This window comes from Crocosphaera sp. Alani8 (assembly GCF_038442745.1).
Lineage (GTDB): Bacteria > Cyanobacteriota > Cyanobacteriia > Cyanobacteriales > Microcystaceae > Crocosphaera.
Window position 1 is genome coordinate 1 of the sequence record NZ_JARVCN010000016.1, and the last position, 16,041, is coordinate 16,041.

General features: G+C 43.6%; 11 protein-coding genes. 8 read left to right on the top strand and 3 right to left on the bottom strand.

Going from position 1 to position 16,041, the window contains the following annotated elements:
• Window positions 1-67: 67 nt before the first annotated feature.
• From P9B04_RS01315 to P9B04_RS01335, 5 genes are all read left to right on the top strand, one after another.
• Complete coding sequence (locus tag P9B04_RS01315; protein WP_342053194.1) at window positions 68-910, top strand: pentapeptide repeat-containing protein; 843 nt, start codon at window positions 68-70, stop codon at window positions 908-910.
• 471 nt (window positions 911-1,381) lie between these two features.
• Entirely contained in the window at window positions 1,382-1,675 is a 294-nt protein-coding gene (gene rpsT / locus P9B04_RS01320) for a 30S ribosomal protein S20 (protein WP_342053195.1), read from the top strand.
• 174 nt (window positions 1,676-1,849) lie between these two features.
• A complete protein-coding gene (locus P9B04_RS01325) occupies window positions 1,850-2,635 on the top strand; it encodes a TatD family hydrolase (protein WP_342053196.1) in 786 nt (261 codons plus the stop codon).
• 37 nt (window positions 2,636-2,672) lie between these two features.
• Entirely contained in the window at window positions 2,673-5,987 is a 3,315-nt protein-coding gene (gene rpoB / locus P9B04_RS01330; protein WP_342053197.1) for a DNA-directed RNA polymerase subunit beta, read from the top strand.
• Between the two features lie 98 nt (window positions 5,988-6,085).
• The gene (locus tag P9B04_RS01335; protein ID WP_342053198.1) at window positions 6,086-10,009 is read left to right on the top strand and encodes a DNA-directed RNA polymerase subunit beta'; all 3,924 of its coding nucleotides are present in this window, start codon (window positions 6,086-6,088) and stop codon (window positions 10,007-10,009) included.
• Window positions 10,010-10,125: 116 nt separating this feature from the next.
• On the opposite strand, the gene P9B04_RS01340 is transcribed toward P9B04_RS01335, so the two are convergent.
• On the bottom strand, window positions 10,126-10,710 hold the full coding sequence (locus tag P9B04_RS01340) for a hypothetical protein (protein ID WP_342053199.1): 585 nt from the start codon (window positions 10,708-10,710) through the stop codon (window positions 10,126-10,128).
• A gap of 101 nt (window positions 10,711-10,811) precedes the next feature.
• Window positions 10,812-12,443, bottom strand: a complete 1,632-nt coding sequence (locus tag P9B04_RS01345; protein WP_342053200.1) for a DUF6930 domain-containing protein — start codon at window positions 12,441-12,443, stop codon at window positions 10,812-10,814.
• A gap of 431 nt (window positions 12,444-12,874) precedes the next feature.
• On the opposite strand from P9B04_RS01345, the gene P9B04_RS01350 reads away from it, so the two are divergent.
• Window positions 12,875-13,168 (top strand): YggT family protein, encoded by a 294-nt coding sequence (locus P9B04_RS01350; RefSeq protein ID WP_342053201.1) that lies wholly within the window; start codon window positions 12,875-12,877, stop codon window positions 13,166-13,168.
• A 59-nt stretch (window positions 13,169-13,227) separates the two neighbouring features.
• Here the strand turns inward: P9B04_RS01350 and P9B04_RS01355 are convergent, their stop codons facing one another.
• Window positions 13,228-14,214, bottom strand: a complete 987-nt coding sequence (locus P9B04_RS01355; protein WP_342053202.1) for an RNA polymerase sigma factor, RpoD/SigA family — start codon at window positions 14,212-14,214, stop codon at window positions 13,228-13,230.
• Between the two features lie 433 nt (window positions 14,215-14,647).
• On the opposite strand from P9B04_RS01355, the gene P9B04_RS01360 reads away from it, so the two are divergent.
• Both P9B04_RS01360 and P9B04_RS01365 read left to right on the top strand, forming a co-directional pair.
• A complete protein-coding gene (locus P9B04_RS01360) occupies window positions 14,648-14,788 on the top strand; it encodes a hypothetical protein (protein ID WP_342053203.1) in 141 nt (46 codons plus the stop codon).
• 124 nt (window positions 14,789-14,912) lie between these two features.
• A complete protein-coding gene (locus tag P9B04_RS01365; protein WP_342053204.1) occupies window positions 14,913-15,935 on the top strand; it encodes a hemolysin family protein in 1,023 nt (340 codons plus the stop codon).
• The last annotated feature ends 106 nt before the right edge of the window (window positions 15,936-16,041 follow it).

Genomic DNA, 16,041 nt, shown 5'->3' on the forward strand with positions numbered 1-16,041 from the left:
TGGCATAAGGCTTTCAGGCTTTTTCTCAATTCTTTCATGAATAATGCAGGCTAAGTTTTCGCAGCGAGTGACCCCTGGCTTTTTGAGAAGATACCAAAGGACAGGGTTGGAAAATCCCGTTACGTTTGACTGTTTGAATTATTTATTGTTAAGCAACTCTATTTTAAATTTTAGATATTTTGATCAAGCCAACCTCGAAGGAGCCTCCCTCTCCTGTGCTAATCTCGAAGGAGCCTTCCTCAAAGGAGCAAATCTCCAACTAGCCAACCTCCAAGATGCTAACCTGCAAGATGCCAACCTGGAAGGAGCCAAGCTCCAACGAGCCATACTCCAACGAGCCATACTCCAAGAAGCCAAGCTCCGAGGAGCCAACCTGCAAGATGCCAACCTTCAAGAAGCTAAGCTCCAACGAGCCATACTCCGAGGAGCCATACTCCGAGGAGCATCTCTCCAAGTAGCCAACCTCCAAGATGCCAATCTCGAAGTAGCCAACCTCCAAGATGCTAACCTGCAAGATGCCAACCTCTCAGGAGCCAATCTCGAACTAGCCAATCTTGAAGGAGCCGACCTCATTAGAGCCGACCTCGTTAGAGCCTACCTCGTTAGAGCCTACCTCTCAGGAGCCTACCTCTCAGGAGCCTGCCTCCAAGGAGCCGACCTCTCAGGAGCAGATCTCCAAGGAGCAGGTCTCCAAGGAGCAGATCTCCAAGGAGCCTACCTCTATCAAACTAGAAGAGTAAATGTTAAAAGTTTAAAATCAGCAAGAAACTGGGAGCAAGCAGTCTATACAAAATCAGAATGGAACTCGGATAATAGGCAATGGTTTCCCCTTGATCAAGAAGCAAATGAAGCGAAAATTGAGGAAATAAGAAATTTAACAGAGGGAATTATAGATTTTAGTTCTCCATAGTTTCCCCATTAAAATTAGACTTGGGGGTTTTAAAGCGATTTTCGATGCTGAAAAATATGAATCCCTAATCATCTACTGTGAGTAAGATTAAACGAATGCTGAGTGCTAACTGCTAACTGCTAACTGCTGCAAGATATCAGTATAAAGCCGATTTATAGCAATTTTCTTATGCATAGACTACAAACTCAAAGAAAAATAGTCCCCACACTTCCCACCCCTCCCTGTTACTGAGCGAAGTCGAAGTACACTCCCCACCCTCACTGTTACTGAGCGAAGTCGAAGTACACTCCCCACCCTCACTAAACCGAGATTTTGATACACCCATTGAAAACTGCTATGAGCATCACTCCCCGTAACAGAAAACGCCAACCCTCCCAATAGTTGCCAAACTACTCAGAAGACTGCTATGATATTAAATCCGATAGAAACAATTATTATTGTAATCAGCAAACCCCTCCTGGATTAGAGACTGTGGCCAATTCAAAGTCTGCACTAAAACGCATTAAAGTAGCCGAACGTAACCGACTTCGTAATAAAAGCTACAAATCGGCGGTAAGAACATTAATGAAAAAATACTTTCAAGCGGTAGAACAGTACGCCGCATCCCCCACCGAAGAAAATAAGACAGTGGTGGATCAAAGTATGTCAGCCGCTTACAGCAAAATAGACAAAGCAGTAAAACGCAGTGTTTTACATCGTAATAACGGAGCTAGGAAGAAAGCTCGCTTAGCCAAAGCACTACAAAAAGTTGCACCAGCTTCTTAGCTTGGTCAACCCTCAGTAAATAGGTCGTTTTTGAAGTTGTGGCTAGGAAATATTAGTTCCACTGTCAAACTTCTCAAAACCGTAGAACAAAACTAACTAATGGACAATAGGAAACAATAGTATTTACCATTAGTTACTGTTATTACTAGGATATGGCCAAATTAGAGGAGTTCGATGCAACTGATAGATACCCATGTACATATTAACTTTGATGTGTTTGAGTCCGATCTCGAAGACATCAAAAATCGTTGGCAAAAAGCAGAAGTTGCTCATTTAGTCCATTCCTGTGTCGAGCCTAGCGAGTTCCAAAGCATCAAAACCTTAGCAGATCGTTTTGGGAATCTATCGTTTGCAGTGGGTTTACACCCCTTAGATGCAGAGAAATGGACAAGTAGTATGGGGGAAGACGTACTAAACCACGCTCAATCTGATCATCGAGTGGTTGCCATTGGAGAAATGGGGTTAGACTTTTACAAAGCCAGTAACCATGAGCAACAGCAAGAAGTTTTAGAAGCGCAACTAAAAATTGCCCACCAACTGCAAAAACCAGTCATTATTCATTGTCGAGATGCCGCCCAAAAACTGAAAGATGTTCTAGAATTATTTTGGGAACAAACAGGTCAAGTAAGAGGGGTAATGCACTGTTGGAGTGGAACACCAGAAGAAACACAATGGTTCCTAGATTTAGGTTTCTACATCAGTTTTAGTGGAGTTGTCACCTTTAAAAAAGCCCAAACAATCCAAGAAAGCGCCAAAATAGTACCTGAAGATCGCCTCTTAATCGAAACTGACTGCCCTTTTTTAGCCCCCGTACCCAAAAGGGGAAAACGAAACGAACCAGCTAACGTTCGCCACGTAGCCGAGTTTTTAGCAACATTACGGGACGTTCCCCTAGAAACCATAGCCCAACAAACTACCCATAACGCCTGTAAGCTATTTAACCTATCCCTCAATTCCTAATAAGGATACCCTATAACAACGGTCAATTGAGTAACCCATGACTACCAATCTAATTTATAACTATAACCTGCTACCGGATCTCATCGAAATTCAACATTCCAGTTTTCGTTGGTTCCTCGAAGAAGGACTAATAGAAGAACTTAACAGCTTTTCCCCCATTACGGACTACACAGGAAAATTAGAACTACACTTCTTAGGGGAAAATTATAAACTCAAAGAGCCAAAATACGACGTTGACGAAGCAAAGCGACGGGATGCCAGCTATTCTGTGCAAATGTACGTTCCCACTCGCTTGATTAACAAAGAAACAGGGGAAATAAAAGAGCAAGAAGTCTTTATTGGGGACTTACCCCTAATGACCGACAGAGGTACCTTTATCATTAACGGTGCAGAACGGGTAATTGTCAATCAGATAGTTCGCTCCCCCGGGGTTTATTATAAGGCAGAAACCGACAAAAACGGACGTAGAACTTACTCTGCTTCCTTGATACCGAACCGAGGAGCTTGGTTAAAGTTTGAAACAGATAAAAATGGCCTAGTCTGGGTTAGAATCGATAAAACTCGCAAATTATCCGCCCAGGTTCTCCTCAAAGCCATCGGACTCAGTGACAACGAGATCTTAGACTCTCTGCGTCACCCCGAATTTTATCAACGTACTCTAGACAAAGAAGGCAACCCTTCAGAAGAAGATGCCCTATTAGAGTTATATCGCAAACTAAGACCAGGAGAACCCCCCACAGTAAGCGGTGGACAACAACTATTAGAGTCTCGCTTTTTTGATAGTAAGCGGTACGACTTAGGAAGAGTAGGAAGGTATAAACTAAACAAAAAACTGAGATTGAACGCACCCTATACCATGCGGGTATTGCGCTCAGAAGACATATTATCAGCAATCGATTATTTGATTAACCTAGAGTTTGATATCGGTAGCGTCGATGATATCGATCACTTAGGGAACCGCCGGGTGAGATCAGTAGGAGAACTGCTACAAAACCAAGTCAGAGTAGGATTAAACCGCCTAGAACGGATTATTCGTGAAAGAATGACCGTTAGTGAGTCAGATAGCCTCACCCCTGCCTCTTTGGTTAACCCCAAACCCTTAGTAGCCGCGATTAAAGAGTTTTTTGGGTCATCTCAACTGTCCCAATTTATGGATCAAACCAACCCCCTAGCAGAATTAACCCACAAACGGCGTATTTCCGCCCTGGGACCCGGGGGACTCACCAGAGAAAGAGCAGGTTTTGCTGTAAGAGACATTCACCCCTCCCATCATGGACGTATCTGTCCCGTAGAAACTCCAGAAGGTCCCAACGCTGGTTTGATCGGTTCTTTAGCAACCTATGCGCGGGTCAATCTGTACGGATTTATTGAAACCCCTTACTATCGTGTAGAAGATGGTCGGGTGAGACGGGATATAGACCCAGTTTACCTCACAGCAGACGAAGAAGACGACTTACGGGTTGCCCCGGGAGACATTGGAACCGACGAAGAGGGAAATATTCTCGGCAACGCCGTTCCCACCCGTTATCGGCAAGAATTCTTCATTACCACCCCCGACCAAGTGGATTACGTAGCGGTTTCCCCCGTACAGATTATTTCTGTGGCAACCTCGATGATCCCCTTCCTAGAACACGACGACGCTAACCGTGCCTTGATGGGGTCAAACATGCAACGGCAAGCAGTTCCCCTGTTGCGTCCAGAACGGCCCCTAGTGGGAACCGGTTTAGAAGCTCAAGCAGCCAGAGACTCGGGAATGGTGATCGTATCGAGAACAGAAGGTATCGTTACCTATGCTGATGCCAACGAAATTCGCGTCAGGGTAACAGGTCCGGAGGGTCACGAAAAAGTTGGGCAGGAAACCCAGTATATTCTACAAAAGTACCAACGGTCTAACCAAGATACCTGTTTAAATCAACGACCCTTGGTTTATGTGGGAGAGGACGTGGTACCTGGGCAAGTATTAGCCGACGGTTCAGCCACCGAAGGGGGAGAACTAGCTTTAGGACAAAACATCCTAGTTGCTTATATGCCCTGGGAAGGTTATAACTACGAAGACGCAATCCTGATCAGCGAAAGATTGGTGTACGACGACGTTTACACTAGTATTCACGTCGAAAAATTTGAAATTGAAGCCCGTCAAACCAAACTAGGCCCCGAAGAAATTACCCGAGAGATTCCTAACGTGGGTGAAGATTCCCTGAGAAACTTGGACGAACAAGGAATTATCCGTATTGGAGCTTGGGTAGAGGCAGGGGACATTCTGGTGGGTAAAGTGACCCCGAAAGGAGAATCGGATCAACCCCCAGAAGAAAAGCTTTTACGGGCAATCTTCGGCGAAAAAGCCAGGGATGTACGGGACAACTCCTTGAGAGTTCCCAACGGAGAAAAAGGGCGAGTGGTAGACGTGCGAGTGTTTACCCGTGAACAAGGAGACGAATTACCCCCAGGAGCCAATATGGTGGTACGGGTTTATGTGGCCCAAAAACGTAAAATCCAAGTTGGGGATAAAATGGCGGGACGGCACGGTAATAAGGGGATTATCTCCCGTATCTTACCCATCGAAGATATGCCCTACTTGCCCGATGGCCGCCCTATGGACATCGTTTTAAACCCTTTAGGTGTACCCTCACGGATGAACGTGGGACAGGTGTTTGAGTGTCTCCTCGGTTGGGCAGGGGAAAACTTAGGGGTACGGTTTAAGATTACCCCCTTCGACGAAATGTACGGGGAAGAATCATCGCGAAAAACCGTTCACGGGTTGTTAGAAAAAGCAACCAAAAAACCTCGTAAGAATTGGGTATATAACACCGATCACCCGGGGAAAATCCACGTTTACGACGGACGCACAGGAGAAAAATTTGATCGCCCCGTTACCGTCGGCCAAGCCTATATGTTGAAACTGGTTCACCTGGTGGATGACAAAATTCACGCCCGTTCTACAGGCCCCTATTCCTTGGTTACGCAGCAACCTCTCGGTGGTAAAGCTCAACAAGGGGGACAACGGTTCGGAGAGATGGAAGTATGGGCATTAGAAGCTTACGGAGCGGCTTACACCCTACAAGAACTGTTAACGGTTAAATCCGACGATATGCAAGGGCGTAACGAGGCCCTCAACGCCATAGTCAAGGGTAAACCCATTCCCCGTCCAGGAACACCCGAATCCTTCAAAGTGTTAATGCGAGAATTACAGTCTTTAGGACTCGATATCGCTGTTCATAAAGTAGAAACCGCCGACGACGGAACCAGCAGAGATGCAGAAGTTGATCTGATGATTGATAGTCAACGTCGTGCGCCAAATCGTCCCACCTACGAATCGTTAACCAACGAGGAACTCGAAGAAGAAGAAGCATAAACAGTTAAAAGTTAACAGTGAATAATTAATAGTTAATAGTGAAAGTTATTAACTATTAATTATCGAATATCAACTATCAACCACCCTCATATTTTCTGATGACATTCTATAACCAAATTGTTGACAAAGGCCGTTTAAAGAAATTAGTGGCTTGGGCCTATCGTAACTACGGTGCAGCACGCAGCTCCCAAGTAGCCGATAACTTAAAAGATTTAGGATTTCGTTACGCCACAAAAGCAGGTGTATCTATTAGTATCGACGACTTAACAGTTCCCCCCACAAAAAGGGGGATGCTAGATAGTGCCGAAAAAGAAATCAACAGCACAGAAGCCAGATACGCTCGCGGAGAAATTACCGAGGTAGAACGTTTCCAAAAAGTAATCGATACCTGGAATAGTACCTCAGAAGAATTAAAAGACGAAGTTGTACGGAACTTTCGCCAAACCGATCCCCTAAACTCCGTCTATATGATGGCGTTTTCTGGGGCGAGGGGTAACATGAGCCAAGTACGCCAGTTAGTAGGAATGCGGGGCCTGATGGCAGATCCCCAAGGACAGATTATTGACCAACCTATTAAAACGAACTTCCGCGAAGGATTAACGGTAACAGAGTACGTTATCTCTTCCTACGGAGCCCGTAAAGGACTGGTAGATACTGCTTTAAGGACTGCTGACTCAGGGTATTTAACACGACGGTTAGTGGACGTTTCTCAAGACGTAATTGTCCGAGAAATCGATTGTGGAACCCGTCGTGGACTGAAAGTAACCGCGATGAAAGACGGTGAACGGGTCAAAATAGCTCTGGGCGATCGCCTTTTAGGAAGGGTTCTAGCGGAAGAGGTGAAAGTAGGGGATGAGACCATCGCCTCTCGCAACCAATACATAGACGCGGCCTTAGCCGCTAAAATTGGGGAGAGCGTAGAATCAGTAGTGGTGCGATCGCCCCTCACTTGTGAAGCCACCCGATCAGTATGTCGTTTCTGTTACGGTTGGAGTTTAGCCACAGGGCGACCAGTAGACCTGGGAGAAGCGGTTGGTATTATTGCAGCCCAATCTATCGGGGAACCCGGAACCCAGTTAACCATGAGGACGTTCCACACCGGAGGGGTATTCACCGGAGAAGTGGCTGAACAAATCAAAGCCCCCGATAAAGGAACCGTTAAATGGGGTAAAGGTCTTAGCACCCGTAAAGTGAGAACTCGTCATGGAGAAGATGCCTTCCAGGTGGAACTGGCCGGAGATTTGGTCTGGACTCCCACTAGTAGCGGCAAGAAAACGACCTACTCGGTTACCCCTGGATCTGTGCTGTTTGCTGCGGATGGAGACAAAGTGGAAAAAGACCAGATGTTGGCAGAGGTAACCGCCGCTAAGTCAACTCGTTCCACAGAACGGGCAACAAAGGACGTATCTACCGATTTAGCAGGGGAAGTCTTTTTCGCCAACCTGATCGCCGAAGAAAAAACCGATCGCCAGGGGAATACCACCCACATCGCCCAAAGGGGAGGACTGGTTTGGGTACTATCAGGGGAAGTGTATAACTTACCACCAGGGGCAGAACCGGTGGTAGCCAATGAAGAAGAGGTCACAAAAGAGACGGTTTTGGCGGAAACTAAATTAGTTTCGGTAAATGGAGGGGTAGTTCGTTATCAACCCCAAAGCCGAGAAATCGATATTATCACTGCTTCTGTGTTATTGGATCAAGCCGAGGTTCGCAAAGAAAGCACAGGGGGTCACGAACAATACGTCATTGATACTGCCGACGGTCAAAGGTTCTTACTAAAAGCAACCCCCGACACTAAAGTCCAAAACCACGCCATTATTGCCGAATTGATCGACGATCGCTACCAAACCACCACAGGAGGCATCCTGCGATACAGTAGTGACATCGAAGTAGCCAAGGGTAGCCGTAAAACTGGTTACGAAGTGGTACAAGGAGGCACCTTACTCTGGGTTCCCGAAGAAACCCACGAAGTCAACAAAGATATCTCTTTATTGGTGGCCGAAGACGGACAATACGTCGAAGCAGGAACCGAAGTGGTTAAAGATATCTTCTGCCAAACTTCGGGAGCGATCGAGGTGGTGCAGAAAAACGACATCCTGCGGGAAATTATTATTAAACCGGGAGAATTTCACCTAGATGTAGATCCCGAGGAAGTTCCTTTTAAAAATGAAGATTTGGTTCCCCCAGGTACAGAAATCTTACCCGGTGTCGTGACCACAGAATTGCGTCAAATAGAATGGATCGAGAGTACCGAAGGCATGGGGCTATTATTGCGTCCCGTCCAAGAATACCCCGTCAGCAACGAACCAGCAGCCCCCTCCCAAGGCTCTATCAACGAAGAAGAAGTGGAAAGACACATCGAGTTGCGCTCTATCCAACGCCTCTTCTACAAAGATGGGGAACGGGTAAAATCTGTAGATGGTATTCACCTATTAAGTACCCAATTAGTTCTAGAAATTGACACAGGAAACGAACAAACCGCAGCTAATCTTGCGGCAGATATTGAACTAAAGAACGACGATGAGGAAGATTGTCAACGACTACAGTTGGTTATTCTAGAGTCTCTAATTTTACGTCGTGATCTGGATACTGACCCCTATGGTGGCATCATTGACACCAGTGTTTTGGTGGAGGATGGGGACCAAATTTCTCCAGGGGCAGTAGTAGCTAAAACCGAAATTCAATGTAAAGAACAGGGACAAATTAGAGGCATCAAAAGCGGTTCTGAGGCGGTTCGCCGAATCCTAGTTGTGCGGGATGAAGACCTGGAAGTTCTGACCATGACACCAAAACCAACGGTGAGCAAAGGGGATTTGATTGTTGCTGGTACTGAATTAGCACCCGAGGTCATAGCTACTGAGTCCGGCTTGGTTGTTGCTATTGACAAGGTAAATGACAGCTACGAGATAAAATTACGTCTAGCTCGACCCTATCGGGTATCCCCTGGAGCCATTTTACACATTGCCGATGGCGATTTGGTACAACGGGGGGATAACCTGGTGTTATTGGTGTACGAACGGGCAAAAACAGGGGACATCATCCAAGGTTTACCGAGAATTGAGGAATTATTAGAAGCCCGTAAGCCCAAAGAAGCTTGTGTTCTTGCCCGCAAACCTGGGGTTTGTCAGGTGGAGTACCTAGAAGATGAAAGCGTTGATGTCAAAGTGATCGAAGATGACGGTACGGTGAGCGAATACCCCATTTTACTCAACCAGAATGCCATTGTTTCTGATAATCAACAAGTGAATGTAGGAGAACATTTAACCGATGGTCCTGCTAACCCCCACGAGTTATTAGAGGTGTTTTTTGACTACTATGTGGATAAGAAAGGGGTCTATGAAGCTGCTTTAGTGGGTTTACAAGCGGCTCAAAAATTCCTGGTAGATCAAGTACAAACCGTTTATCAGTCCCAAGGGATCGATATTTCTGATAAACACATCGAAGTAATCGTCCGTCAGATGACAGCTAAAGTTCGGGTGGATGATGGGGGAGACACCACCATGTTGCCGGGAGAATTAGTGGAATTACGGCAAATTGAACAGGTGAATGAGGCTATGGCTATTACTGGGGGCGCACCGGCCCGATATACCCCTGTTTTACTTGGTATAACCAAAGCTTCCTTGAATACGGATAGCTTCATTAGTGCCGCTTCCTTCCAGGAGACAACCCGCGTTCTAACCGAAGCTGCCATTGAGGGTAAGTCGGACTGGTTACGGGGGTTAAAGGAAAACGTAATCATTGGTCGTTTAATTCCTGCTGGAACAGGTTTTAATGCTCACGAAGAGATGGTTATGGGAACCCTAGATCACGGGGAAGACAGTCTCAATAATCGTTATGGACAAGGTGAACAGGAAAAAAGCAACGGTAACAAAAAGCCTTCTAATCGCTTAATAGGGACAACTCTTGATGAGGTCGACGAGAATATGATTCTAGATGATAATATTGCTCGCGCCTACACGGAAGCTGATCCCCCTTGGTCTGTTGAGTCTAAACAGGATCAAGATAAAAAGGATAAAAACTAGAAAGCTCTTAGCTAATAGTTCTACCCCACTTTTTTAGGAAACTGTAAATCAACTTCTGTTGATCTACAGTTTTTTTGATGGATTTTATATCTCTAATTATCTCATTCTTATTTGAATTAACTATATCGTCCCCAAAGTGCTAAACCACCTCCTTTTCCTCGTGCTGCGATTAAATTATCTTCTATTAAAAAGTAAGTAAAAAAAGCTTGTTTTTTTAACTCTTCCCCATAAAATTTTTCTTCGCTGTTTTTTCCACCACGAATTTTGCCCTCATATAAATTGACATTGCCGAGAACAAGGGATAAGCCGGTAAAATCAAAAGCTAGAATATTTTTTGTCGATAAAAACTTAGCCGGACCTGTTAATGTCAGATTTAATGCACCCAACCTAATGGAGTTTTCTAGTTTTCCTGGATTGGATTGGGTGTCTGGATGATAAGTTAGTTCAATGGTAGCCCAACGGGGTAAATAACGTCCCGAACGTAAGACAACTCCAGCCTTATTTTGGGCCTGTTTCGTCCCGGTAATGAAACACAGTCGCCAAGTTCCTTTCAGTTGCTCGGGGGTATAAGAAGGTTTAATTTTACGACTGGATTTTTCAGCAGCTATTAAGGAAATCACCAACTGATCAGAAGGGGGTTTTTTCTCTATTTTTTTAAAGAGCCAAGTAACAGCTTCTTGAAGGTTGGATAAATAATTCATAATTTCAGTCAAAACCTATTCTTCTCCTAATAATTTCCGCAAAAATCTCTTCAAACAGGGAAATAGGCCACAACTCCCACCTTAACTTAGATGAAAGTCTGTTAATCGAATTCAGACTCAGGCACTAGTTGCAAGATACCCATAGCCAAAGCCTTTGGCTCAAGGTATTGGGCTTCAAAAACAGCTAACATATCTTTTAAACTAGGATTACCACGAGAACTCCCAGTTACCCCCATTGCTATTACTAAGGCGCAATATCCTCCTGTTTGCTGACACCGTTTTTCCCACTTTCGTCGAGCTTGTTGATGTTCGGGATCATCTTGCATAAATTCTCCGAAAATGAACAAAGAGTTATTGCGTGTTTGTAATATGCCCAAATCGTACATCAATTCTTCCCAGGGATCTTCTCCTGGATTGAAACAAACCCCTTGAACGTCACCGGCTTGTTGGAGGGTTTCTATTAAGTGTTTAGCTTTGGGGCGAGAAGTTTGTACCACAACCACTGGCATTCCTTCTCCTTTTGGAGTTGCTTGTTGGGACGGATAATAGGTTTTTGGGCTGTGTTGTAATTCTTCTAAAGTGTTCCAAGGAATCATGCCTAAACTTAGAAAAGAATTGTCTGGAATGAGATCGTCAATTAGAGGAAATTTGAGCCTATTTTCTTCCTCTTCTTCTTCTAAGCCTTCTAATAATTCTGCTACGAGTTCGGGAAGGGTAGAAACCTTCAGTTTAATGGTTTCGCTTTGACCATCTTCTGTGGTGTTGGTAAAGCGATGATGTTTCTCGATTTTATCAACGATTTCCTCACCTAAAGATAACTGGTTGCCTTCAAAGAACCGTAAGAAGGCTTGGATCGCGTAGTAGACAATTTTAGCTTCTTCTTCATCTAAAAAAGAACGAATCCCCTCGTAAGGATGAATACTACCGTATCGAGGTAAGCTTAACTGTCCGTAAGGGGTTTCTTCTGAAAAGTCATTTTCATATTCAGCAAATTCTTCTTCTAAATCGTCGGAAAACTCAAAATTTAAAAACCAACAATCTTGAGATAAAAAAGCTTGTTCGAGTTCGTGAGTGGATTTTTCTTCGAGAGCAGCTTGACGAAACTGCTTAAGAGATTCTAGGGAGCGATAGAGAATAAGACCGTATTCCTCTTCAGCCATTCCCATGACGCAAAAATAGATGGTGTCTACCCCCCAAAGATTAAATTCAACGGATATAACGTCGTGATCGGCCAATATTTCCCAAGGAGCGGCTTTAGCCACATTGTGAGCAGTTTCTAACAGCAGAGATTCGTACTGATTGGGGAGGGCTGGAGGACGAGTATCTTCAACCACTTCAAAACTGCGAAACAGTTGATCGATTAGGGGTAAATCTGGAGCATAATCAACAACGATGTCTAGACTTTGTAAAGCACCTCGGAGAAAAAATTGTAATTCTCGGTTGCGCACCACAATTTTCTGCGGTCGGGCCGGTTGTGCTGGAGTGTGGGGGGATTCTATGGCTCTTAGGAGGGTTCTGACTACTGCTTCTGGTCCTACTTCGGGGGATGCTACATCCATAGCCCTAACGACTCCCTGGGAACCATCAACCCAGATAATGCAATCTTCTTGTGGGGAGTTGCTGGAAATTCTACCCCTAAGACCAGCAACGCAACGGCGATCGCCTTCCCAGACGCTGGAAATTTGAGGGATTCTTTGAAGCCGACGTTGCGTAGTTTGAGGCAAATTAGTCATAGTTTGATATGCAAAGTGAAGTCAGAGGAGCAGAATTAGAAGCGGAAAGTGAGGATTTTTAGTAGCCGTGACTCTTCTACCCCATTTTACCTTAAAAGGCAAGGAGACACGGACGATAACGAGAAGGGCTGTTTCCAGAAACAGTGGAGATTTTAGGCAATGTGGCAACGATAAAGCATGCTTTGGCAACATTTATTACCCAAATGTTCAATGGACTCTTGCTTTATTTAGGTACTCATTGTTATTCAATTTTTCTTATAATTTTAGATTGAGTGTTAAAGTTGTTTTAAGTGCAGGTGCATCCTAACACACATCTTGCATGGGGTGTAAAAAGCAAAAACACCATTGGTGTTAACCAATTGAGTCGAAGTTAATCCCAGTCTTGTAAAGAGAGTGGCTTTTTTTATTTCTGTGTTAATTCGGGTAAAATTATGGATCTAGTAAATGTAGCTAATTTGGGTTTAGGATTATTTTTGGGTTTAATGACTTTCCTATTTATTTTTCGTATTGTTTTAACTTGGTATCCTCAAGTTGAATTAAATCGTCTTCCTTGGAATTTAATCGCCATACCTACTGAACCTTTATTAATTCCTGTTCGCCGTTTTGTTCCCCCTCTGGGTGGGGTTGATATCAGTCCCATTATTTGGGTTGGTATTTGCAGTTTACTTAGAGAAGTTTTAGTGGGTCAACAAGGGCTAATTACTATGGCTTCTAGTCGAATGTAAAAACAAATATACAGAAAAGGATAAGCTTTTCTATTGTGCTTATCCTAGGTATTTTTTGCTTAGCTAGCGGCTAAATATTCTTGAACATTGGCTCGTCTTCTTCGCAGTTGGGCTAGAGCCTGATGTTCTAACTGACGAACTCGCTCGCGACTAATGTTAAGTTTTTTACCGATTTTGGCTAAGGATAGTTCTTTGCCATCTTCTAAGCCAAAACGTAGAGTTAGAACGGTTCTTTGCTGAGGAGTCAACTCAGCCATTAAATTACTCAGATCCTGACGCAATAATTCTTGAGTAATGTAAATGTCAGGAGAAGCCCCTTGATCTTCTAGCAATTCTGAAAGTTCCGTATCTTGGTTATCTCCCACTCTCACATCTAAAGAAATGGGTTGACGCGCAATACTCAGAAATTCACGGATCTGCGAGGGTTCAATTTCTAATTTTTGAGCAATTTCAGCAGGGGTAGCACTTCTCCCTAGAGTTTGAGAGAGTTCCCTCTGGGTTTTTTTGATTTTGTTGAGTTTTTCGGTGATATGAATGGGTAAACGGATGGTACGAGCTTGTTGAGCGATCGCCCTTGTGATAGCTTGGCGAATCCACCAGTAAGCATAAGTAGAAAATTTATAGCCTTTGGTGGGGTCAAACTTCTCTACACCTCTTTCTAGTCCAAGGCTTCCTTCTTGGATGAGATCGAGGAATTCCATATTGCGCTTTTGATATTTCTTAGCGATGGCAACCACTAAGCGCAAATTGGCTTCAATCATTTTCCTTTTAGCCCGTTCTCCCTGTTCTAAGGCTTTTTCGAGGGCTGTTTCTTCGATGTTTAGCTGTTGAACCCATTCCTGTACACTGGGGGGTCTTCCCATAGTCTGAGCTAGTTCCTCTTTTTTCTCCAAGAAGTTCATCATTCTTTGGACTTGTTTCCCATAAATAATTTCTTGTTCATGGGTTAATAGAGGTACCCGCCCGATTTCGTGCAGATAGGTTCGCACCATATCTGCTGAGTACATAGGCTGTTTGGTTTTGGTGTTAACGTTAGCAGTGGGCATTGGTACTATATGACTCCTTGAAACCTGCTTATAAAGTCTGTTGCTATCCTTACTGTTCTTAGTAATTCTGTGGGTTAATACATAAAAACCAGAAAGTAAGGTTACAGAGTGAAGTCAGTATGACTTTAACTTATTTGTATATTAGCTTATTTATTTAGACGATGACAATATTGGAAAGGTTCATCCAGAGAATTTTCAGTAGATCGCAAGCATCCTTTATCATAATTTGACTTTTAAGAATCTCCCCTGCTCCCTGCTCCCTGCTCCCTGCTCCCATGCAATCCCAACTAGGATCTTTGTGACCTACTGATTTTTGGGAACATTAGAATTTCGTTACAATTCCTTTGACTCATGGAGGCGCAATGTTCGTTAACCTAGATAGGGAAAGAGGCTGATCGAGCCTTTGTTATACCTCAAATAAGGATCGAACCCTATGTCGGACTTAAATCGTGGCATTATGAAGTTTGAAGGGGCTGATAAGCCTGTTTTAGTAGCGATTTCAGCCTTTTTGGTTCTCGGTGCCATTACGACCCTAATTATCTGGGCCCTAAAAACAGCCTATACCGTTGGTTAATTTTTCTTGACAATTTCTTACTAGTAGTACAATTTTGTTGAGTTTGAATGCTAATTTCCTAACTATTGCCAAACCAAGTCCTTTACTGGGCCAGGTTTGGCTTGACTTAGCAGTAATTATTTTGATGCTACTGCTATCTGCCTTCTTTTCTGGTTCAGAAACAGCCATTACCGCTTTTGATAATTTCAAATTACGAGGACTCATCGACACAGAGGGAGATCCATCGGGAGTCTACCGTTTAGTCTTAGAAAATCGCCGCCGTTTCATTACTAGCTTATTAATTGGTAATAACTTAGTTAATAATTTTTCAGCTATTCTAACCAGTAACTTGTTTGCCATGTGGTTGGGGAGTGCTGGTTTAGGGGTTGCTACGGCCGTTGTTACCATTGTTGTTTTGATTTTTGGGGAAATTACGCCAAAATCCTTAGCTATTCTTAATACCCGTGCCTTTTTTCGTTGGTGCATTCGTCCAATTTTTTGGCTCTCGAAACTGTTATCTTTAGTAAAAGTTGTCCAAGTTTTTGAGAGAATTACCCAGAAAACCATTCAGCTATTTCAAGGGAGATCGGACAAAAACCTCCAACCAGGAGAATCCTTAACCGACTTACAATTAATGATCGAAATTTTGGGAGGTAAAGGAAAACTTGATCTATATAAACATAAACTTTTAAATAAAGCCTTGAAGCTAGACGAATTAATGGCCAAAGATATGGTTAAGTCTCGCTTAGACATGATTACCATTTCCCACGAATCAAGTTTACAACAATTAATTAATCTCTCCCTAGAAACAGGCTATTCTCGAATTCCCGTACAAGGAGAATCTAAGGACTATATTGTTGGTATTGTTAATCTGAAAAAAGCTTTACAAACTTTACAATCTTTTCCCAAAGAAATGCATTCTAAAGTCAAAGTAACAGAAGCAATGGATAATCCCATTTATATTCCCGAAACAAAGCAAGCTTCTAGTTTATTAAAAGAGATGCTACAACAAAGATTTCACATCGCCATTGTTGTTGATGAGTACGGGGGAACAGTGGGTTTATTAACCTTAGAGGACATTTTAGAAGAATTAGTGGGAGAAATTTACGATGAAAGCGATTCTCCTTATGTTGAGAGTAATTTCTCTGTCGGCGATCGCTCCATTTAACTATTAAATATGGTATGAAAGAGAGCATTTTTAGGAAATCAGCTATCTTTGTATAGCAATCAGGAATGATTTATGAGAATGAAGATGGGGTTTTTTATAGAGCAAA